This is a genomic window from Novosphingobium sp. SG751A, from assembly GCF_013149295.1.
In the GTDB taxonomy this organism is placed as follows: Bacteria; Pseudomonadota; Alphaproteobacteria; order Sphingomonadales; family Sphingomonadaceae; genus Novosphingobium.
The window spans coordinates 124,264-150,740 of the sequence record NZ_JABGCB010000006.1; the positions used below are offsets into that span (position 1 = coordinate 124,264).

Below are 26,477 nucleotides of genomic sequence, written 5' to 3' on the forward strand. Positions count from 1 at the left end.
AGAAAAGGAGAGTTTCAGGTGGAGGATCGCTTCAAATACGGCGTGTCTCTTTACAGCTTTACCGAGGATTTCGGCAGCGTCATGTCGATCGAGGAAGGCTTTGACCATATTGCCGACACTGGCGCCACAGGTATCGAGATCCTGGGTGAAACCCATGTGACGGGCTATCCCACGCCGGACAAGGCGTGGCTGGACCGCTGGTTCGGCCTGCTGGACCGTACCGGGCTGGAGCCGACCAACATGTGCTCGTGGGTGGACACCAAGCTGCGCCTTGGCCAGTCGCTGTCGGTGGACGAGGGGGCGGCCGAGCTGGTGCGCGATCTGACGCTGGCGCATCAGTTGGGCTTCAAGTTTCTGCGGCCCAAATTCGGCGTGATCTCCGCCGATCTGGTGCCGGACCCGATCTGGGCGCCCGCGGTAGAGCGCGTGCTGGATCTGGCGCACAAGCTGGACATCGTGATCTGTCCTGAAATCCATTCGCCAACGCCGATCAACCATCCGGTCGTCCATGGCTATATCGATTTCATCGAACGCACCGGCACCAAGAACTTCGCCTTGCTGATCGACACCGGAATCTTTCAGGACCGGCCGCTGAAGAGCTGGGTACATGAGGTGCCCGAAGGCGACAGCGACCATGCCAAGCTGATCAACGGCATGAAGGTGAACCCCGAGGAACTGGTGGGCATCGCGCCCTACATCGCCTTTATCCAGGCCAAGTTCCATCACATCGACGACAACCTCCATGACGAGAACATCCCGTGGGAAAAGGTGATCCCGGTGCTCAAGCGCATTGGCTACACCGGCTATCTGTCGAGTGAATATGAGGGCGTGCGCGAACCGTGGGTGGCGATCGACCAGGTGCGCCGACAGCATGTGCTGCTGCGCCGGCTTGAGGCTGCCTGCGACGCTGTGCCCGCCTAACCCCTCTTCAGGATGACCATCATGTATGAATTCCAATTGATCCAAAGCACCGGTTTTCGCAACCACGGACCAGAGGGCGCGCGCGATGGCGTTGAAGTGCGCCTGCGCCTGCCCAATTATCGCGGCATGCGCCTCTCGCTGCTGGACGGTATCGACGTTACGCTCGACGGCGAGTTCTTCAGCCACGAAGTCACCAGCCTGATCCTGGGCGGCACGGTGTATGACCTTGCCGCCATGCGCGATGCCACCACTGTGCGCTGGGCGATGGGCGAACATGCCAGCGTGCTGGTGCCCAAGCCGGGCGGGCTCCTGCCCGGCATTCACCATGTCAAGGTGGCCGCCCTGGTGCGCTCGCCCTATTTCCCGCCGCATCTGCAACCTTTGCCGGTGCATGGCGAGCGTCTGGCCACCATCGTGCTGCCCTGACGATTGCCGGGAGTGGGTCGGGGCCGGTCAATTCTGGCTGGCCCCGATCCGATTTGCTGCTAAGGGAACCGGCATATCGCAGGAAAGACATCATGGCGGAAAAGAAGCCCTATCACCGTGAAAACCTAAAACGGGATCTGTTTGAGGCAGGGCGGGACTTTGTGCAGAAGCACGGCCACCATGAGCTTTCCATGCGCACGCTGGCCCAGTTGGCAAGCGTATCGCCGGGCGCCGCCTACCATCACTTCGCTGATCGACGGGCGATCCTTTTGGCTGTGGCGATCGACGGTTTCGAACGGTTGCTCCATCAGGTCATCGAGCCGCAGGAAACCGAGCTTTCGCCGGTGGAGATGATCAAGGCCGGGGCATCGCGCTTTGTCCGCTTCGCATTGGAAAACCCCTATCTGATCGAACTGATGTATGAGAGCGAACTGACCCGTCCTCAGATCGATCCTGCATTGCACCACTATCAGGAAATCAGCCACGCCAAGGGGGTGGCGGTTATCCGGCAATTCCTGCCCAATATCAGCGACAAGGAAGCCGATCTTCGCAATATCACCTTGTGGACGTCGATTTATGGTCTGGTGTCGATGATCAACAAGGGCATCATCAGGCCGTTCGAGAATGGCAAGGCCACCATTGACGACATTTCCGATTGGGTGCTTGAACGCGCCGCCCGCAGCACGATCGGCGATTGAGCAGGGACACTAACAACAACCTTCCTGATCGCCCCAGTGCCGCTGTCGACTGGTGTGTCCGATGCCGGGGTTCAGCCGATTGCCCGGGTCCAGCGCCCGATAATGGGCGGCCAGCTCAGGCCCGGCCTCGTAGAGATGCCCTACATTGTGTTCCGCAGGATAACGCGCGCCGCGTTCATCCAGCAGGTGCCACATGCGATGCTCCAACGCGATGGGGTCGACGCCGGGTTTCAGCACGTAATCCTGATGAAAGACGTGGCAGAAGAAGTGCCCGTAATAGAGTGCCTTATCGATGCAGGCGGCGATGTCGGGGGGCAATTGTTCGCGCCAGTCGCGTTCATTGCGGCGCAGTGCAACGTCCAGCGCGATGATTTCGCCCACCGCCGGGGTGTGCATGGCGCGATAGCGCAAGGCCGCGCCCGCCACAGCAAAGCGTTGGAGAAAGGCCTTTTGCGCCTCCGCCGGCGTACATTCGAACAGATCGCCATCGGCGCTGGGGAACAGCGATGCGAGCAGGGCGCGCGTCTCATCGATCCCTTCATCGGCGACCTTGAGGATCAGGTGATGTTCGAAGCGGTCGCGCCACTGGCGCATGCGCGGCGGCAGATGTTGTGGCAACAGCCTGCTGACGGCCTGCAAGACCCGATCGGAAACATGGTCGGGCAGCCACCGCAGCCTGTCTCCCAGCCGGTCCAGCCGGTTCTTGAGCGCAAAGAACAGCGGCAGGCGGTCCGTACCGAACCGTTCGATGGCGACGAACACATCCTTGCCATAGGTGGCCGCGACATCGAACGCCTCGCGGTGGATATACTCGCCCGAAACCGGCAAATGCCGCAATTCGCCCAGCGCCCGCCGCCGCAGCATATCCAGTTCGGCCGGATCATTCGTGCCGATATAGAAAGTGGCGGTGCGCTGGTCCTTGGGGAATGTGTCGAGCCGCACGGCCAGCACCATCAGCTTGCCCGCACAGCCCGATGCCTCGAACAGGCGCGTGGCATCGGCGTTGAAGCGGGCGGGGGAAGGGGCATCGACTGCCCGCACCCGCTCGGCATAATCGGGGGTTGAGGCCGTGCCCCCGGCCGCCCCCGCCGTGAACCGCCCCTTGGCCACCGCGCCCAGCATCGCTTCGGCATCGGCGCCCAGATCAAGCCCCAGATGGTTGACCAGTTCCACCCGCCCGTCCGCCGTGGCGCGGGCATAGAGCGCCAGTTCGGTATAGGCTGGGCCGCGCCGGATCAGCGCGCCGCCTGAATTGTTGCAAACGCCCCCGATCACCGATGCGCCGATGCACGAGGAACCGATCACCGAATGCGGCTCGCGCCCGATGGAGCCCAGCACGCGCTCCAGTTCGAACAGGGTGGCCCCGGCAAGGCACACCACCTGTTCGCCCCCGCCCAGCAGGTGGACGCCCTTGATCCGCATGGTGTTGATGATGACAACCGGGCGATCATACAGCCCGTCCGGCGTTGATCCGCCGGTAAGGCCCGTGTTGGCGGCCTGCGCGATCACGATCACATCGGCCGCCACGCAGGCGGCGAACACGCGGAATTGCTCCAGCGGGGTGGCGGGCCGCACCACGGCCAGCACCGGCCCTGTGCCATAGCGATAGCCTGTGGCATAGGGCCGGGTTGCGCTGTCCTGTGTCAACACATGGCGGTTGCCGACGATGGCGGCAAGCTGATCGAGCAGGGTCTGGGTCATAGCGCCATTCATCTCACTGGGCATAGGGCCACGCGGCGCGGGTAAAGACGCCGCCATCGACCCACAGGGTCTGGCCGGTGACAAAGCGCGATCTGGCGCCGGCAAAGAACAGCACCGCGCCGAGAAGGTCCTCGGGCGTACCCACCCGGCCCAGCGGGGTGATGGGCGCCCATGTCGCGGCATAATTGGGCGCTTCTTCGGCCGTGCGCTCTGTGGCGATGGCGCCGGGGGCCACGCAGTTGACCGTGATGCCATAGCGGCCCAGTTCCACCGCCGCTGACTTGGTGAACTGCTCGATCCCGCCCTTGGATGCGGTGTAATCGACCAGATTGGGGAAGGCGAGCTTGTTGCAGCCCGAACCGATGTTGATGATCGAGCCGCCCTGACCGGCATCGGCCATCAGGCGGCCCACGATCTGGGTATGCAGGAAGCAGCCCTTGAGATTGGTGCGGATCACGTCATCCCAACGCTCTTCTTCCAGATCGAGCAGGGGCGACCATGTCTGGATGCCCGCATTGTTGACCAGCAGCGTGGGCGCTTGGCCTGCCCACGCCACCGCCTGCCCCACAAAGGCTTTGACCTGCGCCTTGATGCCCACATCGCACGGCAGGGCCAGCGCGGTCAGTCCTTCGGCTGCCAGCGCCTGCACACTGGCCTGGGCGGCGTCGGGCGATGAGCGATAGCTGAAGGCCACCGCATAGCCCGCCCGCGCCAGCGCGCCCACCAGATAATGCCCGATGCCGGTGCTGCCCCCGGTCAGGATGGCAAGGGGCCCTGAAACAGGCTGTGTCACAGGCTCATTCCTCCATCAATCACCAGATTGCTGCCGGTCATGAAACGCGCTTCGTCGCTGGCCAGCAGCACGGCGGTGGCGGCGATCTCCTCGGCCTGCCCCATGCGCCCCATCGGTTGGCGGGCGATGAAGGCGGCCCGTGCGGCCTCTGCATCGCCCGTGGCGGCAAAGCGCTGGTGCAGGGAAGGGGTCTCGACCGTGCCGGGGCTGATCGCGTTGCAGCGGATGCCCCGGTCGATGAAGTCGCGCGCCACCGACATGGTCAAGCCGATCACCGCAGCCTTGCTGGTGCCATAGGCAAAACGGTTGGGCGCCGCCATCACGCTGGAAACCACCGAGGCGATATTGACAATCGAACCATCGCCGCGCGCCAGCATCGCGGGCAGGAACGCCCGGATCATCAGGGCCATCGAGCGCACATTGACACTTATGCTGCGGTCGAAATCGGCCATCGCGCCATCCAGAATGGTGCCATGCGCCACCAGCCCCACACAATTGACGAGAACGCCTACATCGCCCAGCGCGGCCGCCGCCCCGGCCACGGCGGCTTCGTCCGTCACGTCAAGCGGCAGCCGTTCAATGCCATCTGTGGCGGGGGGCGTGTCATCAAAGTGCAGATCCGCCGCGATGACCCGCGCCCCTTCGGCGGCAAAGCGCTCTGTGATTGCGCGGCCGATGCCTTGCGCCCCGCCTGTGACAAGACAGGTCTTGCCCCTAAGTCGCCCCTGCATGGCCATCAGACCCCGTCATTCCATGCGCGCACGGTATGGCGCTGGCTGCCCAATTTCTCGATGCCCAATTCCACCACATCGCCTTCCTTCAGGAATACCGGCGGCTTCATGCCCATGCCCACGCCCGGCGGGGTGCCCGTGGTGATGATGTCGCCCGGCAACAGGACCATGAACTGGCTGACATAGCTGACGATGGTGGCGCAATCGAAGATCATGGTGCGTGTGTTGCCGGTCTGCATACGCCGGCCGTTCACGTCCAGCCACATGGCAAGGTTCTGCACATCGCCCACCTCATCCCGCGTGACCAGCCAGGGGCCCACGGGGCCAAAGGTGTCGCAGCCCTTGCCCTTGTCCCACGAACCAAGGCGTTCAAGCTGATATTCGCGCTCGGACAGATCGTCGCACACGACATAGCCCGCCACATGGTCCAGCGCCTTGTCCTTGTCGACATAGGCGGCGCGGGTGCCGATGACGATGCCCAGTTCGACTTCCCAGTCCATCTTGTCCGATCCGCGCGGGCGGCGCACATTGTCATTGGGGCCTTGGATGCAGGAAACGCCCTTGGTGAACATGATCGGTTCGGCCGGGACCGCCATTCCGGCTTCCTCGGCATGGTCGGAATAGTTGAGGCCGATGGCGATGAACTGGCGCGTGCCGGAAAACGGCGTGCCCAGACGCGACGCGCTGTCCACCAAGGGAAGGGTCTGTACATCAAGCGCCTGCAGCGCGGCCAGACGGTCGGGCGCCAGCCAGTCGGGCGTGATGTCTGCGACATGGGCCGAAAGGTCACGCAATTGCCCCTGCGCATCGATCACACCCGGTTTTTCCGCGCCGACAGCCCCATAACGTACCAGTTTCATAGAATTCTCCAAAAATAGACGTGATTTCTTGGTTCAGGATCGCCGCGGCGCCCCATGCGGATGGTCACGGCGCGTGTTGCAGATAGGCAAGACAGGCCAGCGCCAGCTCTGTTCGAAACGCGGCCCAATCGATCCATCGGGCAGAATCGCGCGTCGCTCCCAGCCCGAATTCCCGCGCCAGCGCCGCAAAGATCAGGCGGAACGCGACGTCCGCCTTTGCCCGCTTGCGTGGCCCGCCGATTTCTTCGGGAAAGGCCAGAAAGATCTGCATGGCGGCGGCCACCGAGTGTTCGGCCTGAGCTTTGCCGATACCGGACAGTTCCCGATCATGTTCGGCGCGGTTCATCGCGGTGCGCAGGATCAAGGCATTCGCGGCCAGAAGGTGCCCATACCCTTCGATGTACAGCGCGACCGCCTCGGCCAGATTAAACGCCTTGTTCAGAACGCTTCGGATCATTTGCACCTCTTCTGCGGCAATCCTGTCCAGCTCAAGGCTTAGCGCAGTGCGGATCAGCCTGTCCTTGGAGGGATAGCGAAGGTAGATCGAACCCACGGAAACCTTGCCGGCAAGGGCCACATCCTTCAGCGTGAAATCGTCGCTGCCATGGTGGGCGATCAGTTGGCGCGTGGCGGCAATCATGCGTTCATGGCTGGCCTTGCTGCGGTCCTGCTCGGGCAGTTTGGCCGCCGCTGCGGGGTGTCCTGGATCACCATGGAATGATGGCATGGGCCGCATGGTGATCCCTCAAATAGCCAGGCGAGCTTTTCCGCGTCCCAGCAGACCCCACAGAATGACCACGCCGCAAGACGCCACGGCGATCAATCCCGCGATCAGGAAGCCGCCTCGCATGGAGCCTGCCGCTTGCGCCAGATGGTTGGCAACCCATGCCGAGGCAAACTGGCCCATGAAGAAGGCACTTGTCCACGCGCCCATCCCGCGCCCACGGTGTTCAAAAGTGAATTTCGTCTGCGCCCAGGCGATGAGCGTGGGCACGGCCATACCGGCGCCGATTTGCTGAACGGTGACAGCCATAATCATCGAGGGCAAGTTCTTGGCCATCCCCACGCCGACCAGACCGGTTCCCAGAAAGAGGAGGAAGGCCGTCAACTGGACGGCATTGGACCGCTTGGCCAACATACGAAAGATCACCGCGCCAAGCATGACAAACAGGCTGGGAATATAGGTGAGGCGGCTGAGTTCAGCGGGGTCCTTCACGCCGATTTCGGCAAAGGCGATGCTCCCGTTGACGATGAAAATGTAGTAGAGCGCGGACGCGGAAAAGGTGACCAGTGCCACCGCAATGGTCTCGATCCACGGGAAAGGCGTGCGGGTTCGCGCCGCGGCTTGGGTGCATTGATCTTTGGACTGGGGCTCATAAATGAACGCCAGCATGGCCGCAAAGATCGGAAAGGCGACCAGATAAATCAGGAAGCCGCCGTTCCATCGGACGCCCGCGATCAGACCGGACGCCAGCATGGCCGCAGAGCCGAAAAATGTGCCGACGAAACCTTGCACAAACAGCCAGTTTTTGCGGCCTGTGTCGTCCCAATAGTCTGCGATCAGCGTGTTGACGATGGTGAGAATACCGGCTTCGCAGGCGCCCAGCAGCAGCCGTGTCGCGAAAATCTGATTGATGTCGTCGAGCAGGAACGGCGCGCTGCCCAAGGCGCCATACAACAGCGTGCTGACAAGCAGCAGGCGCCGCCGCCCGAACCTGTCGACAATCAGCCCGGCAAAGGGCGAGAGCACCGCCACGGTGAGCCCCGGTGCGGTCACCATCAAGGGCACCTTGCTGGCCGCGGCGGGATCGTTGCTGAAATGCTGGATCATGGCGGCAACGATGGGAAACATCGTTACAATTGCGAACACCGGCAAAAAACCTGCCGCGATCAGAGTAAGTCCCTGCGGGCGCAGGGGCATACCGGCGAGGAAACGGCTGAACGGGTTCATCTTCTCTCCCTGTGCGGCGTGAGTGCCTGCATGATAGTATGCTTGGCCCCCCGCTCGGCTTTGTCCCGCCGATGTTAAACTAAACGATGTTTAGAACGCGTGAGCACGGACTGGCAAGCGATTCTTTGCTCGGCTCTTTCCAATGGCCCCCACCCGCGAAACATTCGAAACCGCGAACCGTGGCGTGGCCTTGTTCCTCGAAATTCATGGGCTGCCTATGCGGCGGGGCAGGACCGGGAAATAGGGCTTGACCGGTCGCCGGGCGAAAACTAAACATTGTTTATATAGGGCGATCGGCTGCCGATTTAGATTGCTTCGAAAGGGCTTTGACACGGCCACGTCTACGGTTCCGGGAGAAGTCGTTCACCGGGCGCGGCGCTGCTTCAGGCAGCCGTTGGGGGCTTGGCGCCGCTTCTAAAATAGGCGCAGCTGCGGGAAATATTTTCGGTTCCAAGGCAAGAGGTTGCGCTCAAGCCTAAATTGTTGGGCCCTCAAGGAGCGTTGTGAGCGCTTTGGGCACGTCCTGGACTCGGCCTTTTTAACATCCGCCTCCAAGTGAGATAGAGCATGTCTTTCGAAATTTCAGTCAATCTTGAGTATGCATTCCAGGATGCCGGTGAAACAATCGAGCAGAGAATTGATGCCGCCGCCGCCGCCGGGTTCCAATATGTCGAACTGTTCCTGCTGAAGGGGCGCGATCTGCCCGCAATTCGCGACGCGTTGGAGCGCAATGCGGTGCAGCTTGTCAGCACGGTTGCAGATTATGTAACCCAGTTGGTCGATCCGCAAACGCATGATGGCTTTTGCGACATCTTCCGCAAGGCGGCGCAAAACGCGCTCTTTTTGGGCTGCCGCAATGTGGTGGTGACATCGGGACGCGGGGTTCCTTGGCTGACCCGCCCGGTCCAGCTTCGCATTTTCGCGGATGCGTTGGTGCGGTTGCTGCCGATCGCAGAGGAACTGGGCGTCACGATTTATCTGGAATCGGCCAATACGCGCCATGATCATCCCGGGGTGCTGTGTTCGACAACACAGGACAGCGCCTGCGTCGTGGAGATGCTCTCCTCGCCGCGCGTCAGGCTGATCTACGATCTCTATCACTCGGTCGTGGAAGGTGAAGATCCGGCGATAGAGTTGCCGCGCGTCATCCATCTTACCGACCATATCCAGATCGGCGATGTTCCCGGCCGGGGTGAACCGGGTTCGGGCACCATCGACTGGCCCGCGCAACTCGCCTTGTTGAAAACGCTCGGATACAAGGGCCTGATCGGCCTCGAACTGAAACCCACCAGAGCGCCGACCGCCGATGCTCTGGCCTATATCCAACGGATTTGCGCCGACGCCTGACCCTGTTGGCGTAATGAGGGGCGCGGGTTGCAGTGCGGGGCGATGCTCCGGGCTTTGGTGATGCTTGTGTCTTGTAATGGTAATATATATGTCATACCCGTTTCACTGATCCGATGGTGGTGGTGCGCCAACCGCCTGTATTCGGGTAAGATTTGATAAGGGGTTGTTTTGATGAAATTTGGATCCATCGCGGTCATGACGGCGGCGGGCGCATTGCTGGCTGCGGCTCCGGCCTCGGCGCAAAAGGCGCGCAATGTCATCCTGTTTCTGGGCGATGCGGGCGGGGTTCCCACGCTCAATGCCGCAGGCATTATGGCGCATGACCGGCCGCAATCGCTCTTTATCCAGTCCATGCCCCATGTCGCCCTGTCGGACACGTCGTCGCTCAACAATTGGGTGACGGATTCGGCGGCGGGGATGACCGCGATCATGACCGGCAACAAGACCAACAACGGCATGGTGTCGGCCCTGCCCGCGCCCGACGGTGGCAGCAGGCCGCTCAAAACCTTCCTCGAATATGCCGAGCAGCGCGGGCTTTCGACCGGCGTGGTCACCAATATGCCGATCTGGGATGCGACGCCTGCGGCCACCTTTGCCCATGTCCCCTCGCGCAAGGACAAGGATCAGATCTTTCGCCAGATGCTAGCGCCCCGCTTTGGCAATGGCGTCGATGTGCTGATCGGCAAGGGGCAGGCCGATGCTGTGGCCTCCTTTGCCAAGGACGGCGTGACGCCCGATCAGGCCTTTGCCAAAGCGGGCTATCGCTTTGGCCATGACATGGCGCTGGTGGGCGGCGCGGGCCGGGCGGCGGTGCTGCGCGACGAAGATTTTGCCCCAATCCCGGCGGTGGAGGCAACGCTGCGCCAGCTTGCGCGCAATCCCAAGGGCTATTTCCTGATGGTCGAATGGGACATGCATACCGATGACCCGCAAAAGGGCCTGCGCCATGCGGCCGAGATGGATGACATGATCCGCCGCATCAGTGCGATCGCGGGCAAGGACACGCTGATCCTGTTCACCGCCGATCATAGTTTCGGGCTGCGCATGGGCGGCGGCAAGCGCAATGCGCCGATGGCACAGCAATATGCCGAAGCCGCCGCCAAGCCGGGCACGACCATTGCCGGCAATCCGGTCATCAGCGTCGAGGATACCCACACCGGGGAAGAAGTCATCGCCGCAGCCAGCGGGCCGGGCGCAAACCGGGTCCATGGCTTCCTTGCAAACACCAGCCTTTTCGACGTCATGCTGGCGGCGATGGGGTGGAAGAAAGAGAATTGATCCGATGTTGCGGGCCGGATGGCGCCATCCGGCCCGCAACAGAATTTAAGGCCCGAATATCAGCCGGTCGAGTGCGATGCCTCCGCTGCGCGCGGTAATGGCAATGTGATGCGCGCCCGGCGTCAGCGTGGCCGGCACGGGAACGCGCAGCAGATTGGCCAGTACGCCCGTGACCCAAGGCGCGCTGCCCACCTGACGCGGCACGGCGATGGTGATGGGCGCGCCGCCGTCGATGGTGACCTCCAGCTTCAACTCGCGGTCCTCACCATCGGGAAACATCGGCAGCAGGCCAAGCGTGATGCCGTTCTGGCCCGCCGCCAGCGTGAAATTGGCCGACCATGGTGCCCCTGGCGCATCGGCGATCATCACGCCATGGCCGCGCCCCATGCCCTCCACCTTGCGCCAGCCCTTGGCGGGAATGTCCCCGGCCTCGATCCCCGGCGATGGCGGTGTTTGCGTGGCATCGACGCGGGCAAAGAAGCGATCCGGCGCGCTGCGCAGCGAGGCGGCGGGCGTGACCAGCGGGCGCGGACGATAGATGCGCCATTGCGGGTCGGCGGGCTCTGCTGGCATGATGTTGCGCCATTTGCCGCCTGCGATCCTGTTGTTGAAACGATCGGTGATTGCGGCGATTTCTTCGTCCGCCCATGCCATCGCGCCGCCTGCCGAATAGGCTTCGGCAGGGATGACCTCGATCATTTCGTCATAATATTCCGCCGCGAAATAGCGGATATTGGCCGCCGAGGCGGCGCGGATCGGAAATTCGACCAGCTCGAACCATGCATCCTGCCGGTCGGCGGGCACATTTGCGGCGATGGCCCGCGCTTGGGCCGCCAGAGCGCGCCAGCGGCGTAGGCGGTCATGCGCCTCGGCCAGGGTAAAGTCGGAGAGGTGGCGGTCCTCGGCCTTGGCGGGCCATTCGAGATGTTCGGGGCGGCGGGCGAAATTCAGGCGGAAATATTCATCCATCATTGCGCTTGCCTGCGCGCCCAGTTCCGGCCCGAAGGCATCGCCCAGCCAGCCCCTCAGGTAATCCTGCTGGCTCTCGCTCCGGTGCTTTTCCACGTCCCATGCCATGTCGAGGAAATGGGTCGTGCCGATCTCGGCGGGCTTGATATCGCCCACATTGACGATCCAGATGTTGCGCGCACCCTTGTCATAGGCGCGCGTCATTTCCTCGCGCACCAGCGCGGGCGGGGTGGTGGAAAGCCAGAGATAGGAGAGCGGATAGCCCAGGTAGGACAGGTGATAATAGACCCCGGCGCCGCCCGAACGATGGGCCTCCGCCTTGCTGGGGAATTGGCGGATATAGCCGAAATTGTCATCGGGCCAGACGATGGAGACATTGTCCGGCACGTTCAGGCCCGAGCGATAGATGTCCAGCACCTCTTTATAAGGCACGAAAATCTGCCCGGCCTTTTCGGCCCCGCCCGCCACATGCTGGTCGAGCAAGGCGCGCTGGTCCTTGATGACGCGGTCAAGCAGGGCGACCTTTTCCGCCATCGTGCTGGTGCCCACCATGCCGGTGTCGTGCAGGCCCCGCATGCCAATGGTCCAGAGGTTCTCATAGGCCCCGTTCTTCTGCACCCGCTCCTCCCAATAGAGGCGGATCTTTTCGGGGTTGGCGGCATAGTTGAAGGCCTCGGGCGCCTCCTTCCATTCGCCCACATTGTTGCGCAGCATCACCTCGGAATGGGACGAGCCCATGACGATACCGTAATCATCGGCCAGTTTCGCATTGGCGGGGTCGGAATTGAAGGCCGCCGTGGTCTTGTGCATCGCGGGCCAGAGCGTGTTGGCCTTCAGCCGCAGCATCAGCTCGAAAATGCGGGCATAGGTCTTGGGGCCGATATCCTTGCGCTGCGGGTCAAAGGTCTGCGCGGCCCAGGGGAACAGGCCCCAATCCTCGTCATTCACGAAGATGCCGCGATAGCGCACCGAAGGCGGGCCGAAATGATGGAGGCCGGGCGCGGCATAGATCGCATCATGATGGCGTGGGGCCAGATCGGCCCACCAGCTCCACGGATTGACGCCCATCGCGCGCGAGACTTCATAGGCGCCAAAGGCGGTGCCGCGCCGGTCGCTGCCCGCCACCACCAGCGCGCGGGCAACGCCGGGCAGGGGGTTTTTCACCGAGAGGATGAGGAAACTTTCCCATTTGCCCGCCAGCGCTTCGGGCTTGATGGCGCCCTTTTTGACCATGGCGTCGATGATCGGGCTTTGGCCCAGCGTGCCGATGATGATCGCGGCGGGGGCGGGCGTGGCTTGGCCCAGAACCTGCGGGGTCTGCCCGGTCACCTGCGCCATGTCGCGGGCCAGATCCTGCGCGGCATGGCGCACGGCCATGCTCTCGCCCGGCGCGACGATGATGGGGGCGATGCGGTTATGATCGGCCCCATGCTCGACCAATGCAAAGCCGCCCTTGACCGGGGCAAAGCGGAGGATCTCATCCCCGGCGGCGCGCGCGGGGGTGGAAAGGCTGGTCGCGCAAAGCACGGCGGCCAGCAGGGCGTTTTTGGCAATCTTCATGATACTCTCCCGGCCTGATCGGCCTTATGCTTTGAGGATCAAACCCTTGCGGTCCATCCACCAGCCCACCGCCCAGCACGCCATCGTATAGGCCAGTGCGCAGAGCAGCGAGCCCAAGGCGCCGGGCGCCACGGCCTGAAACAGGCGGATGCCGATCCAGTCGTAAACGCCGTCCTCGCCCACCGGCACCATGTTGAGTACGGTCACGAACATTTCGGAGAACAGATAGATCGCCAGCGGATTGCGCCCCAGAATGGTGAAGAAACGGACGCCTCCCCGCTTGCCGCGCAATTCAATGATCCAGATCGTCCAGGCCAGCAGCAGGAGATCAAGGCCCGTGGTCAGCAGGACAAAGGGGCTGGTCCACAGTTTCTTGGCGATGGGGAACGCAGGCTCCCACGCATGAGCCGCTGCGATACAGGCAAGGCCCGTCACCAGCATCATGCGAAGGGCATCGCGCAGATCACCGCCCCGCTGGACCAGCAATCCGGCCAGATAGCCTGCCAGCACATTGACCACGGCGGGCAGCGTGCCAAGGAAGCCTTCGGGGTCAAACCCGCCATCCTTTTTATACAGATGCCCCGGCGAGAGCAGCCACATATCCAGCCGTGTCCCCGCATTGCCCATCTTGCCATAGACATCGCCCGGCGCGCCGAAATGCAGCAAGGTCGCCCAATAGCCCAGCAGGAGCGCGCCGCAGGCCCCCAGCACCACCCGCCAGTCGGCCCAGCGCACGATGACGCCCGCCAGCACATAGCACAGCGCCAGCCTTTGCAGCACGCCCGGCACGCGGGTCTGGGCAAAGGGGATCATATCCCAGCCGGCCTCGGTGTGATGCACAAAAGGGAACCAGTACATCAGGAAGCCCAGCGCAAAGATGATCGCGCCCCTGCGCAGCAATCGCGCCAGATAGGGCGCGGCGGGCAGGGGCTTGCGCATGGCAAAGCTCATCGCATTGCCCATGGCGAAGAGGAAGGTGGGAAAGATCAGATCGGCCAGCGTGAAGCCGATCCATTTGGCATGGATCAGCGGCTCATAAGCCCGCGCGCCCGGCCCTGCCGTGTTGACGAGGATCATCAGAAACATCGTCGCCCCGCGAAACACGTCAAGCGAGACGAAACGCTGGGGCCTGGCGAGATCACTCATGGCAGTTCTTTCAGCAATTGCGTGGCGGCTTTGACCGGATCGGCGGGGGCGGCATGGGGATAGGACTGGCCATTGGCCACCCATTGCTCTTCCCATGCGCGGATGCGGGCGATGGCGGCGGCTTCATCCAAAGGCTTATGGGCGATGGCGGCGGCGCGCGCATCCTCCAGCATCATTTGCCAGCGCGGCAGATAATAATCCGCATAAAGCCCCGACCATGCCCGCGAGGCATAATCGGACAGATGGCCCGTTCCGCCCCAGATGGTGACGATGGCCTTGGCCTGCGTCGCGTAATCGGATTTCTCGCGCGAGCTGTCGCCATAGGCGCGGGCGTCCTTGACCCAGCTTGCCAGCGTTTCCTGCTGATTGGCGGCCAGCGTGTCGATTTTGCGCGCCAGATCGGAGATTTGCGCGCGCGCGCGGTCGCCGCCCGCCACATCGCCTGCCTTATAGGCCGAAAGCGCCGCCTTGAGCCGATCGTCCAGCATCATGCTGGCATAATGGCGGGTGAGATCGACAATATCTTTGGCGAAAAGCGGCGAAGGATGCGCAGGGGCGGCGGCCAGCATCGCCTCGATCCCTCGGCGCAGCGCCGCCGGATCGCCCGGCGCGGTGGGATAATCCGCGCCCGTGAATGAGGGCCGTTTGAAGAACAGATAGGCCCCCGCCATCTGGTTCCACCAGCGCGGGGTCCAGTAGCGGGTCTGATAGGCGCCGCCGATCGCCGCCTGCCACGCGGAAACCAGCGCGGGCGAGGTCGCCCCATAGCGGGCGGCGGTGTAATTCTTCAGCCATTCGCCCAGATCGCGCTTTGGCCCCCATGCCAGATCATAGGCATAGGCATAAACGATGCTGTTCGAATGCAGCCCTTCGGGGAACAGGCCAAAGCCCGCCATATGGCCCTTGCCCGGATGGTTCAGCGCCGCCGCAATGTCGGTTTTATAGAAACCAAGATCGCCATAGGCCGGGTTGCTGCCGCCATAATTATGGACATAGCCATAGACCCACTGCTTGCCGTAAAAAGCCTGGGTCTGCTGCCAGATGCCGGGATAGCGGTCATTGCCGATGTCGAGCACCAGCATCTTGTCATCGGGCACCTTCGACAGGAAAGCGCGCACGGCATCGGGCGTCCAGAACGCCTTGTCCGCGCCGAACAGCCAGCCTTGCATCACCCAAGTCGCTTTGGGCGCCGCCGCCGTGATCGAATGATAGAGCTTCTCGCCATAGGCGGCCAGACGCGCATCGCGCACCGCGGGCGGCAGGGTAGCGACCTTTTCGGCCTGGGTATTCGCGGCGGCGGTGTTGGCGATGGAATCGCCATATTGCGCATTGGTTGCGTCCGATCCGTCCTCGGCAATCGGGGGGACCATTTCGTTGAACGCATCGGCAAGGTAATAATCGCCCGCGCCATACGTAGCGTTGTAGATCTCGATGAAGCGCTTGGCCAGACGCGCAAAAAGCGGATCGGACGGGTCGAGCCAGTAGGTCGGCGGGAAACCTTCCCAGCTGCGCATCTTATAGATTCGCGCCTTGGGATGGGCCTTGGCGAAGCCTTCGGGCACATAGCCGGCAAAGGCGGGCAGCACCGGCTTCATGCCAAGGCTGCGCATCCGGCCAAGGATCTGGATCTGAAGCTGATGCTTCTTTTCGATCCAGCCGGGCGAGAGCGGCGCGCGATAGCCCGCGATATTGCCCATCCGCTGCCACGGCAGAAAGGGCGCGGCGGACAGGCTTTGCCCGATGGCGGCCTCGTCCATGCCCTCCTCGCGCCAGAGCGCGCGCCAGACATATTCCTGCCCTTCCATGGCCAGCGGCGTGTCGACGCCATGCGCAGCCATCCAGTCGATTTCGCTGCTCCATCGGGCCCAGTTCCACCACGGCGTGGTGTAGCCATAGGTGCAGGTGTTGAGATAGGCGCGCAGATCGAAGGGGGAGGAAACCTCGCCGCTGTCGAAATTGTCGGCGCGCGAAAGGGGGGCGGCGCGGCGGCCTTCCCAGCTTAAATGCAGTTTGCCCTTGGCCTCCAGCGCCTGCGCCACGCCATGCACCAGCGCTAGGGCTGAGGAGCCGGTGGCGGCAATCGCGCCGTGGCGGATGCGTACGCGATAGGTGGGATGGGCGGCGGGGCGGATGGCAAGATTGACCTGCGCGGCCTTGACCCCAAGGCGCGCAAGGGCGGCCCGCGCGGCGGCCACATCGGGCGTATCAGCGGCCTGCGCTGTGCTGCTTAACGCCAGAGCCAAGGCGAGGCTGGTAACACGCAAGGTGGGCAGGATCGGCATACGGGGGTTTTCTTCCGTGCAGGCGGGCAGGACAAGCGGGCAAACACAAAAAATCCGGCGAGGGAAAGAGCGACGCATCGCTCTCCCCCCGCCGGACAGTCAGGGTAGGTTCTTAGAACTTGTAGGAAGCCGAGGCATAGAAGCTGCGGCCATAGAAGCTGCTTTCCTGCCACACGGAGGTGCCGGTGTAGTTTGCCTTCTCGCTGCTGTTGTTCAGGTTGATTACGCCTGCGGTAAAGCTGAGATGGGCGTCGGGCGTATAACCGGCGCTCAGGTCAATCTGGGTGCGGGCCTTGACCGTATGGCCTTCGCGGGCAAAGAAGCTGTCCGCGCTGTTCTGGTCATAGGCGCTGCGATAGTTGAGCGAAGCGCGCAGCGAGAACATGCGGTTTTCCCAATAGGGCGTCACGTTCCACGTCACCTTCGACAGGTTGCGGATGGTATAGCCCGTGCCCACAGCCAGCTTTTGCGGGATCACGCGGGTATAGTTGGCAATGAGGCCAAAACCCTTGACCGGCAGCATCTTGTCGAACGAATGGTTGAGGCTGATTTCATAGCCCTTTACCTTGATCGTGCTGGGATCGTTGAGCGACTGGGTGATGTCATAGGCATTGCCTGCGGCATCGGCGCAATCGCCCGCCGAGTTCTTGGCCAACGCCGTGCCGTTGAACGAGGAGGGGCAGATCAGCGAGGTGTAGGTGCCGTTCTTGATCCACTTGTAGAAGCCGTTGATGGCAATCGCGCTGGAGCGTTCATAATACCATTCCACGCCCAGATCGACCTGATTGGCGGTCAGTGCCTTGAGGCCCGCCTGACCCAGATCGACGGTATAGGTGCGCTGGCCGCCGCTGACCGAGGAGGAGGAGGTCTGTGCCATCGAAGTGTTGCTGTCCATGATCGGACGCACCAGCACCTTGGCGGCGGCAAAGCGCACCTGAACCGCCTTGGCCGGTTCCAGCACGAGGTTCATGCTGGGCAGCAGATTGCCGTATTTCTGGCTCAGGTTGTAATTGCCGATCTTTTCCTGAACCTCGCTATAGCCATCGCTGCGCGGGCCGGTCACGTTGCCCTGCACCTTTTGCGTGGTGTATTCATAGCGCAGGCCGACGTTGCCGCGCAGCGGCATGCCTGCGATTTCCGTCTCGATCGTGGCCTGACCATAGACCGAGGGCATATAGCGATCGACGTGATACGAGGCTTCGGGCGCGAAGATTTCGGGCACCACGATGCCTGCGGTGGCCAGCGCCTTGTCATAGGCGGCCAGATCCGGCGCGACCCATGCGTTGGGGATGCCCGATGCATTGTTCAGAAAGCCGGAGACCGAATAATTATAGGTCGCCATCGCCGGGAAGATGCTGCTCGACGCGGCGGGCTGGGCCGAACCCAGCGCGATCAGGTCGTGGCGCGAAACGAAGCGGTTGAACGTTTCGTGGCGGAACTTGACGCCCGCGGCCAGCTTGCTGATCGGGCCGAAGCCGACTTCCTTATAAAGGTCCGCCTGCCCCGACCATTCGGTCGTGCGCATCTGGCGGGTGGCGCCATTGGGATATTCGTTGCGCGTCAGCGTCGAGGGCGCATAGGTCGCGGTCGAATTCAGCGCCGAAGAGGTGTTGAAGCTGATCGCCTCGGGGTTCGAAATGTCCAGCGTGGCGCTGGCGATATTGATGCCCACGATGGCGGCCGCTTCGCGCTGATACGAGGTGCCCTTCGAATAATTGGCAATCGTGCGCCCGCTCCAGCCATTGTCGCCCTTCCACTTGGCCGACAGGGTGTAAAGCTGGGTCGTCAGGTTGCGGTCTTCGTGCTGGCGGTTGTTTTCCATGGTGAAATTGGTGGCGGTCACATTGGTGGCCGCACCGTTGGAAACCGAATTGACCGTGATGCGCGAGGTGTCGAACAGGAACACCTGCTGGTTCACGTCATAGGTGGTCTTGTCCTTGGCATAGATCGCGTTGAAGCCCACCTCGATGCGATCCGAGGGGCGCCATTGCAGACCGCCGCTCGCCATCAGGCGTTCGGTTTCGCGGTCGATACGGCGATAGCGCGGACGGCGCGGGGTCAGGATGCCGCTGACGCCGCCAACGGTCTGGGTGGTCCAGCGGTCCATCCACATGTAGTCGGCGCGGTCATTCAGCTTCTGATAGCCAAGGTTGACATAGACGCCCAGCGTGCCGTCAAGGAACTGATCGATATAGCTGACGCCCACCTTGGGCGTGATCTTGCCCCCGGCATATTGCGAATTCTGCGCTTTGGCCGAGACGACCAGCTGACGCTTGTGATAATCGAGCGGCTTGGTGGTTTCGATGTTCACCGTGCCCGACAGGCCGCCCGCGTCCATATCGGCGGTGGGCGACTTGATGACCTGAATGGCGCTGGCCAGTTCGGTCTGGATGATGTCGAAACGGAAACCGTCGGTGAAGTCGGCGCTCTTGATGGTCTGACCGTTGATCGTGGTCATCGCATATTGGGGGCCAAGGCCGCGAATGCTGATCGTGGCGCCGCGACCGTTGATGTTCGACATCTGGACGCCGGAAATGCGCTGGATCGATTCGGTGATGTTTTCCGCCGGGAACTTGCCGATGTCTTCGGACGAGATGCCGTCCGAAACGCGCGTATCCTTGCGCTTGGCGTCCAGGGCGGACTTGAGGCTGGCGCGGAAACCGGTGACGACGATGCCATCGCTGGCATCAGCAGCGGGCGTCGCGGGCGCGGTTTGCGCATGGGCAACGCCTGCGACCATCAGGGCCGAAACGCCGCAGGTGGAAAGCATGGCCATTCTGGCAGCACGTGAAAGCGGCGAAACAAGCGAAGCACGCAAGATCGTCATAAAACCCCCTCAAGAAATTGAGCTGAACCCTGTATCCTCCCGGGGGTGGCGCATATCTGTGCCGTATCTGCCCCGTTCGCCGTCAAGAGATCCGTCGGAAGGACGAGTCTGTCAAGTCATTTCAATGACACATTTGTTCAAATTGGTATTGCAAATATGGGCTGAATGATGACGAAAAGGGCTGATTGGCCTGTCCAAAGCGGACGTTAAAATTCTATAAATCAATGAATATGTGCTGTTTTATGGTCTTTCCGGGGGCATCTGTCTGTGGTTTATCCCGATCTGTGCCAAATGCGCCTGATACGTCAAATTGCGAATGCAGATGAAAGCTGTTGCAATGATGACGAGCTTAAAATAATACCAATTGCATATCACTTGCCGACATATTGGCATGACAGACTCGTCCCCTTCGCGGGGGCAGCGCAAGGCAGGACCCCATTCGTGACACCTTCACTTGATGACCATCGCCCCCCTCTCGCCTCAACCCTGATGTATGCCGAAGCCGCCGAGGCGGGCGCTGCTGTTGCGCGCTTTGTCGCTGGCAATCAGGCTGAGCTGGCCCGGCTGGCCGCGCATCTGGCGCAATGCCCGCCCGCCTTTGTCATCACCTGTGCGCGCGGCTCGTCCGATCATGCTGCCACCTACGCCAAATATCTGATCGAAACGCGCCTTGGCCTGCCCACGGCATCGGCGGCTTTCTCGACCGTTTCGGTCTATGACGCCCCCGTGGTCCACCCGGCGGGCGGCGCGGCGCTTTGCCTTGCCATTTCGCAATCGGGCCGCAGCCCGGACATGCTGGCCACGGTCGAGCGGCAGCAGGCCTCGGGCGCAACCGTGGTCGCGCTGGTCAATGACGAGACTTCGCCTTTGGCCCAGATGGCCGATTTCACCCTGCCGCTTTATGCCGGGGCCGAACGTTCGGTGGCTGCCACCAAGTCCTATATTACCTCGCTGGCCGGGATTGCGGCAATTGTCGCGGCATGGACGGGCGATGAAGCGCTGGCCGGCGATGTCGAGGGGCTGCCCGCGCTGCTCGATGCGTCTTTCGCGCTCGACTGGACCCCGCTGATCAGCGGTCTGCTTGATGCCTCGAACCTGTTCATCCTTGGTCGCGGCTATGGTCTGGCCATTGCGCAGGAGGCCGCGCTCAAGCTCAAGGAAACCTCCGCCCTGCATGGCGAGGCTTTTTCCGCCGCCGAGGTGCGCCATGGCCCGATGGCGGTGGTGCGCGAAGGTTTTCCGGTGCTGGCTTTTGCGGGCGGCGATGCCACGGGCGATGATGTGCGCAAGATTGCGGGCGAATTTGCGCAGCGCGGCGCGCATGTCTGGCTGGCCGATGCCAAGGATGCCGCGCCTGAGGGCGTGACCCATCTGCCCGCGATTGCGGCGCGTGATGAACTGGCGCCGATCTTGATGATTGCCAGCTTCTATCGCATGGCTAACGCTTTGTCGCAGGCGCGGGGCCATGATCCCGATCAGCCCCCCTATCTTGCCAAGGTGACGCGCACGCGATGAACACGGTTGATGTCCTTAACGGTCAGGCCCTGATTGCGGGGCAGTGGCGTTCATCGGTCCGTCTCACAATGGATGGCGGGCGGATTGTCTCGGTGGATGGGGCGGGCGATGCCGATCAGGTGATCGATCTGCAAGGCGGCTATCTGCTGCCCGGCTTTGTCGATACGCAGGTCAATGGCGGCGGCGGGGTGCTGTTCAACGATTCCCCGACGGTCGATGGCGTGGCCGCGATTGCGGCGGCCCATGCGCGCTTTGGCACCACGGCGCTGCTGCCTACGCTGATCAGCGATTCGGTCGAGGCGGTGGCCGCCGCGCTCGATGCGGTTGACGATGCTATCGCGCAGGGCGTGCCGGGCGTTGTCGGCGTCCATATCGAAGGCCCCTTCATCAACCCCGCGCGCAAGGGCATCCACAGCGAGGCGCGTCTGCGCCGCCTTGACGATGCCGCCATGGCGCTGCTGACCCGCCCGCGCCGGGGCGTGGTGATGCTGACCATCGCGCCCGAGCTGGCTGCACCCGAACAGATTGTTGCGCTGGCCCGTGCGGGCGTGATCATCAGCGCCGGCCATACGGACGCCACCTATGAGGAGGCCATCGCCGGTTTCGACCATGGCGTGCGCGGCGTCACCCATCTTTATAATGCAATGACACCTTTGCAGCATCGCGCGCCCGGCATGGTGGGCGCGGCTTTCGACCGCGACGATGTCTATTGCGGGTTGATTGTCGATGGCATTCATGTGGCCACGCCTGCGGTGCGTCTGGCCTGCCGGGTCAAGGGGGCGGAGCGGCTGATGCTGGTGACCGATGCGATGCCGGGCGTGGGCAATGGGGGGCAGCCCTTCATGCTCGATGGCCGCCCGATCTATGTGCGCGACGGCATGTGTACCGATGCCGCCGGGACGCTTGCGGGATCGGGGCTGGATATGGCCACGGCTTTGCGCAATACGATCACCATGACCGGCCTGCCGATGGAGCAGGTCTCGAAAATGGCTTCGGCCACGCCTGCGGCCTTTCTTGGGCTGGAGGCGCATATCGGCCGGATCGCGCCGGGCATGGCGGCGGATTTTGTTGCGCTGAACGCTGATCTGGGCGTGGCGCAGACTTGGATCGGCGGCGTCTGCCGCTTTGCAGGATAAGATGATGGCTCTGGATCTGCGCGCGCCGATGGACGGCTGGATCAGCCCTCTGGCCGAAGTTCCCGACGATGCCTTTGCCGGCGGGTTGCTGGGGCCGGGGCTGGCGATTGATCCGCTGGCCGATACGGTCTGCGCGCCCGCTGCGGGCGAGGTGTTGGCGGTGCATTCCGCAGGTCATGCGGTGACCCTGCGCCTTGCGCCGGGGCTGGATGTGCTGCTGCATTTCGGGCTGGAAACGGTGCGGCTGGGGGGCGAAGGTTTTGTCCCGCTGGTGAGCGTTGGTCAGCATGTCGCTGTGGGCGATCCCTTGCTGCGCGTCGATCTGGGTGCGGTGGTGGGCCAGGCGAAGAGCCTTGTCATGCCGATCATCCTGATCGAGGCCGAGGGGTGGCAATGGCAGCCGGCGATGGCGCAGGGGCTGGTGGCCAAGGGTGATGTGCTGGGCCGGATTACCGGCGCGGGCGCGGTGGAATCGGGCGCGGATGCGGGCGGCGAGGCCTTGTCCTGCACCCTGCGCGTGCCTTTGGCGCATGGGCTTCATGCCCGGCCGAGCGCGCGTCTGGCCGCCCGCGCGCGCGAATTTGCCGCGCAGGTGCGGGTGGAAAAGGGCGAGGTATCCGCCGCGATCACCAGCCCCAGCGCGATGTTGCGGCTGGGCGTGGGCCATGGCGACACGATCCGCTTGTTGGCGCGCGGCGCGCAGGCGAGCGAGGCGCTGGATGCGCTGGGCGAGATGATCGCGGGCGGAATGGGCGAATTTTTGGCGGTTCCCGAAGCGGTGACGCAGCCCGCAGCGCCTCCCGCCGCGCCATCCACGCCGCAGCCAGGCGACCGTTTGAGCGGCGTAACCGCCGCGACCGGTATCGCGGTGGGCCATGTCTGGCGCCCGCGCCGCCCCGAACCCGAATTGGCCGCGATCAGCAAGGGTGCGGCTGTCGAAAGGGCCTTGCTCGATGAGGCTCTGGCCGGATTGCGCGGGGCTCTGGCCGCGCAGGCCGAGGCGGGTACGCCCCAGCAAAAGGCGATTCTGGGCGCGCATCTCGCGCTGCTCGATGATGAGGAACTGGTGGGCGAGGCCTATGCCGCTATCGCCGCCGGGGCCAGCGCCGCGATGGGCTGGCGCAAGACATTGTGGGCGCAGGCTGAGGCTTTGCGCCAATTGCCCGATCCGCGCTTTGCTGAAAGGGCGGGCGATCTGTTCGATCTGGAATTGCGCCTGCAATGGCAATTGTGCGGCGGAGAGCCCGAGGCGCCTTTGCCCCCGCATGGCGCGATTCTGGTGGCCGAGGATCTGATGCCCAGCGAGGTGGCCGCGCTCGATCTTTCCCGCGTGGTCGGTCTGGCCACGGCGCGCGGCGGGCCGACCTCGCATGTGGCGATCATCGCGGCGAGCCGCGGTCTGCCCGCGCTGGTGGCGCTGGGCGAGGGGCTGATGCTGGTCGAGGAAGGCACGCCGCTGGTGCTGGACGCCGATGGCGGCGCGCTGGAAATAGCGCCCGAGGCGCATCGGCTGGTCAGTGTCCGCATGATGATCGAGGCGCGCGCTGCCCGCCGCGCCGCCGCTCTGGCCAGCGCGCATGAGCAAGGCCGCACCCGTGACGGCACCCGCATCGAGGTCTTTGCCAATCTGGGCAAGCTGTCTGAGGCCGCCCCGGCTGTGGCCAATGGGGCCGAGGGCTGCGGATTGCTGCGCACCGAATTCCTGTTCCTCGACCGCCAGAGCGCGCCCGATGAGGACGAGCAGACCGCGCAATATTCTGCCATCGCCGATGCGCTGGAGGGACGGCCTCTGATTATCCGCCTGCTCGACATCGGCGGCGACAAGCCTGCGCCCTATCTGCCCATTGCCCCTGAGGAGAACCCGGCAATGGGCCTGCGCGGCCTGCGCGTGGGGCTGGCGCGGCCCGATGTGCTGGCCACGCAATTGCGCGCGATTCTGCGCGCGGGCGCCGGACGCAAGGTGAAGATCATGGCCCCGATGGTGGCCCGCGTTTGCGAACTGCGCGAATTGCAGAGCGTGGCGGCGGCGCAGGCGGCCGCATTGGGCGTGGATCTGCCCGAGATCGGCGTGATGGTGGAAACGCCCGCCGCCGCCGTGATGGCCGATGCGCTGGCGGCGCAATGCGCTTTCCTGTCGATCGGGACGAATGACCTGACGCAATATGCGCTGGCGATGGATCGCGGCAATCCGGCGGTGGCGGCGGGACTGGATGGGCTGGACCCCTCGGTCCTGCGCCTGATCGCCCAGACCTGCGCCGGAGGGGCGCGGCATGGCAAATGGGTGGGTGTGTGCGGGGGCTTAGCCTCCGATCCGCTGGCGGTGCCGATCCTGATCGGGCTGGGCGTGGGCGAACTGTCCGCCGCGCCCGCGATGGTGGCGGAAATCAAGGCTCTGGTGCGCGCGCTGGACGTGGGCGATTGCCGCGATCTGGCCGCCCGCGTGCTGGAGGCCGATGGCGCGGCGCAGGTGCGCGCGCTGGCCGCGGAATTTATCGGAGGGCTGGCGTGATGACATCTGCGTTCCATGGTGCCGCGCAGGGGCTGCAACGCCTTGGCCGCGCGCTGATGCTGCCGATTGCGGTGCTGCCGGTGGCCGCGCTGCTGCTCCGGCTTGGCCAGCCTGATTTGTTCAATCTTCCTTTCGTCAGCGCGGCGGGCGATGCGATGTTCGCCAATCTGGGGTTGCTGTTTGCCATTGGCGTGGCGACCGGCTTTGCCCGCGACGGCAATGGCGCGGCGCCGCTGGCCGGGGTCGTATGCTTTCTGGTGGCCAGTGAGGGCGCCAAGGCGCTGCTCAAAGTGCCCGCCGATGTGGTTGCGGGCGTGGCAGAGGCGGCGCGCGGGGCGGTTCAGGGCGCATGGCGTCAGGGCCAGATCGGCCGTGTGGCGGTGCCTTTGGGCATTATTTCGGGCATGATCGGGGGCCTTGGCTATAATCGCTTTTCCGGTTTCCGCCCGCCCGATTTCCTCGCCTTTTTCGGCGGCAAGCGCTTTGTGCCGATCATCGCCGGGGCTTGCGGCGTGCTGCTGGCGGCGCTGGTGGGGTTCAGCCATGAGGCGATCAATGCGGGCGTCGATGGCGCCTCGCGCGCGGCTTTGAACAGTGGGGCGTTTGGCCTGTTTGCCTATGGCCTGCTCAACCGGCTGTTGCTGGTGACGGGGCTGCACCATATTCTCAACAATATCGCATGGTTCGTGTTGGGCGATTATCATGGCGTGACGGGCGATCTGCGGCGCTTTTTCGCGGGCGATCCCGGCGCGGGGGCCTTCATGAGCGGCTTCTTCCCGGTGATGATGTTCGGCCTGCCCGCCGCCTGCCTTGCCATGTATCGCAGCGCGCGGCCCGAAAAGCGGCGCGAGACCGGCGGCATGCTGGCCAGCCTTGCGGCGACCTCGTTCCTGACCGGCGTGACCGAGCCGATCGAGTTCAGCTTTATGTTTCTGGCCCCTGCGCTCTTTGCGCTGCATGCGGTGCTGACCGGGGCGGCTATGGCGTTGATGTCGATGCTGAACGTCCATCTGGGCTTTGGTTTTTCGGCGGGCCTGTTCGACTATGTGCTGAACTTTTCCAAGGCGACCCGGCCGCTGGTGCTGATCCCGGTGGGGCTGGCCTATTTCGCAATCTATTATGCGGTGTTCCGCTTTGCGATTGTCCGGCTGGATCTGAAAACGCCGGGGCGTGAGGAAGACAGCGCTGAGGTGAGCGTTTCAACCGAGCAGGGCCGGGGCGCGGCTTTCGTCGCGGCGCTGGGCGGGGCGGGCAATCTGGTTGAGGTTGGCGCCTGCACCACGCGGCTGCGGCTGGTGATCGCGCGGCAGGAGGCTGTCGATGAGGCCGCGCTCAAAGCCTTGGGCGCGCGCGGGCTGATCCGGCCTTCGGCGCAGGGGCTTCAGGTGGTGCTTGGCCCGCAGGCCGACAGTGTGGCCAGCGAGATGCAGGCGGCCATAGCGGGCGGGCCGGTGGTTCGCGTGGCCGCTCCGGTGGCGGAAAGTCTGGCAGCCCTGTCGCCGCAATCTCTGCCTGCGCCGGTTCGCGCCGCGCTGGGGACGGTCACATCGCTGCGTGCCGGGTACAGCCGCCTGGTGGTCGAAGGCCCATCCGCGCCCGATCTGGAGGCTTTGTCGGCCCATGGCCTGCGCGGGGGCGTTCAACTGGGCGGGCAATGGCACCTTCTCTTTGCCCCCGAGACAATTTCCGCCTGGCACAGATAAACAACCGACGGGCGTTTGCAGGAGGGGGCTTGGCAAGACATATTAAGGTCTTGCCGAGCCCCATTCCTTTTTGGATAAGACAGATAGCAGACCGCGCAGGCCCGACCATCTGGGCAAGGGCCGG

Annotated in this window: 19 protein-coding genes; 9 read left to right on the forward strand and 10 right to left on the reverse strand. The window is 63.6% G+C overall.

All coding sequences use genetic code 11. The annotated features are described in order from the left end of the window. Positions 1-18 precede the first annotated feature (18 nt). From FHW96_RS09775 to FHW96_RS09785, 3 genes are all read left to right on the forward strand, one after another. The gene (locus tag FHW96_RS09775; protein ID WP_273620335.1) at positions 19-921 is read left to right on the forward strand and encodes a sugar phosphate isomerase/epimerase; all 903 of its coding nucleotides are present in this window, start codon (positions 19-21) and stop codon (positions 919-921) included. 21 nt (positions 922-942) lie between these two features. Beyond that, positions 943-1,347: a DUF6379 domain-containing protein gene (locus FHW96_RS09780; RefSeq protein WP_172340381.1), complete on the forward strand. Its 405-nt coding sequence runs from the start codon at positions 943-945 to the stop codon at positions 1,345-1,347. Positions 1,348-1,439: 92 nt separating this feature from the next. Further along, entirely contained in the window at positions 1,440-2,045 is a 606-nt protein-coding gene (locus tag FHW96_RS09785; protein WP_172340382.1) for a TetR/AcrR family transcriptional regulator, read from the forward strand. Between the two features lie 9 nt (positions 2,046-2,054). Here FHW96_RS09785 and dld read toward each other — a convergent pair whose 3' ends face one another. The 6 genes from dld to FHW96_RS09815 form a co-directional block, all read right to left on the reverse strand. Then, a complete protein-coding gene (gene dld, locus FHW96_RS09790; RefSeq protein WP_216650846.1) occupies positions 2,055-3,746 on the reverse strand; it encodes a D-lactate dehydrogenase in 1,692 nt (563 codons plus the stop codon). Positions 3,747-3,759: 13 nt separating this feature from the next. After that, complete coding sequence (locus FHW96_RS09795; RefSeq protein ID WP_172340384.1) at positions 3,760-4,539, reverse strand: SDR family oxidoreductase; 780 nt, start codon at positions 4,537-4,539, stop codon at positions 3,760-3,762. After that, on the reverse strand, positions 4,536-5,270 hold the full coding sequence (locus FHW96_RS09800) for an SDR family oxidoreductase (RefSeq protein WP_172340546.1): 735 nt from the start codon (positions 5,268-5,270) through the stop codon (positions 4,536-4,538). The genes FHW96_RS09795 and FHW96_RS09800 overlap by 4 nt, the downstream gene beginning before the upstream one ends. A gap of 5 nt (positions 5,271-5,275) precedes the next feature. After that, entirely contained in the window at positions 5,276-6,130 is an 855-nt protein-coding gene (locus FHW96_RS09805) for a fumarylacetoacetate hydrolase family protein (protein WP_172340385.1), read from the reverse strand. A 64-nt stretch (positions 6,131-6,194) separates the two neighbouring features. Further along, positions 6,195-6,857, reverse strand: coding sequence for a TetR/AcrR family transcriptional regulator (locus FHW96_RS09810; RefSeq protein ID WP_172340386.1), 663 nt, complete (start codon positions 6,855-6,857; stop codon positions 6,195-6,197). Positions 6,858-6,875: 18 nt separating this feature from the next. Further along, the gene (locus FHW96_RS09815; RefSeq protein WP_172340387.1) at positions 6,876-8,081 is read right to left on the reverse strand and encodes an MFS transporter; all 1,206 of its coding nucleotides are present in this window, start codon (positions 8,079-8,081) and stop codon (positions 6,876-6,878) included. Between the two features lie 567 nt (positions 8,082-8,648). On the opposite strand from FHW96_RS09815, the gene FHW96_RS09820 reads away from it, so the two are divergent. After that, entirely contained in the window at positions 8,649-9,428 is a 780-nt protein-coding gene (locus FHW96_RS09820) for a TIM barrel protein (protein ID WP_172340388.1), read from the forward strand. A 171-nt stretch (positions 9,429-9,599) separates the two neighbouring features. Continuing rightward, positions 9,600-10,706, forward strand: a complete 1,107-nt coding sequence (locus FHW96_RS09825) for an alkaline phosphatase (RefSeq protein WP_172340389.1) — start codon at positions 9,600-9,602, stop codon at positions 10,704-10,706. A gap of 45 nt (positions 10,707-10,751) precedes the next feature. On the opposite strand, the gene FHW96_RS09830 is transcribed toward FHW96_RS09825, so the two are convergent. From FHW96_RS09830 to FHW96_RS09845, 4 genes are all read right to left on the reverse strand, one after another. Continuing rightward, a complete protein-coding gene (locus FHW96_RS09830) occupies positions 10,752-13,235 on the reverse strand; it encodes a glycosyl hydrolase 115 family protein (RefSeq protein WP_172340390.1) in 2,484 nt (827 codons plus the stop codon). A gap of 24 nt (positions 13,236-13,259) precedes the next feature. Beyond that, positions 13,260-14,381 (reverse strand): acyltransferase family protein, encoded by a 1,122-nt coding sequence (locus FHW96_RS09835; protein ID WP_172340391.1) that lies wholly within the window; start codon positions 14,379-14,381, stop codon positions 13,260-13,262. After that, positions 14,378-16,663: an alpha-N-acetylglucosaminidase gene (locus tag FHW96_RS09840; RefSeq protein WP_172340392.1), complete on the reverse strand. Its 2,286-nt coding sequence runs from the start codon at positions 16,661-16,663 to the stop codon at positions 14,378-14,380. The genes FHW96_RS09835 and FHW96_RS09840 overlap by 4 nt, the downstream gene beginning before the upstream one ends. 112 nt (positions 16,664-16,775) lie before the next feature. After that, positions 16,776-19,439 (reverse strand): TonB-dependent receptor, encoded by a 2,664-nt coding sequence (locus FHW96_RS09845; protein WP_253950856.1) that lies wholly within the window; start codon positions 19,437-19,439, stop codon positions 16,776-16,778. Positions 19,440-19,979: 540 nt separating this feature from the next. Between FHW96_RS09845 and FHW96_RS09850 the strand changes: the two genes are divergently transcribed. The 4 genes from FHW96_RS09850 to nagE are packed head-to-tail and all read left to right on the forward strand — an operon-like array spanning position 19,980 to position 26,353. Further along, entirely contained in the window at positions 19,980-21,005 is a 1,026-nt protein-coding gene (locus tag FHW96_RS09850; RefSeq protein ID WP_172340394.1) for an SIS domain-containing protein, read from the forward strand. Further along, on the forward strand, positions 21,002-22,141 hold the full coding sequence (nagA, locus tag FHW96_RS09855; RefSeq protein ID WP_172340395.1) for an N-acetylglucosamine-6-phosphate deacetylase: 1,140 nt from the start codon (positions 21,002-21,004) through the stop codon (positions 22,139-22,141). Before FHW96_RS09850 ends, nagA begins: the two co-directional genes overlap by 4 nt. 1 nt (position 22,142) lies before the next feature. After that, on the forward strand, positions 22,143-24,650 hold the full coding sequence (gene ptsP, locus FHW96_RS09860; RefSeq protein ID WP_172340396.1) for a phosphoenolpyruvate--protein phosphotransferase: 2,508 nt from the start codon (positions 22,143-22,145) through the stop codon (positions 24,648-24,650). Next, a complete protein-coding gene (gene nagE / locus FHW96_RS09865) occupies positions 24,650-26,353 on the forward strand; it encodes an N-acetylglucosamine-specific PTS transporter subunit IIBC (RefSeq protein WP_172340397.1) in 1,704 nt (567 codons plus the stop codon). The genes ptsP and nagE overlap by 1 nt, the downstream gene beginning before the upstream one ends. Positions 26,354-26,477: the final 124 nt, after the last annotated feature.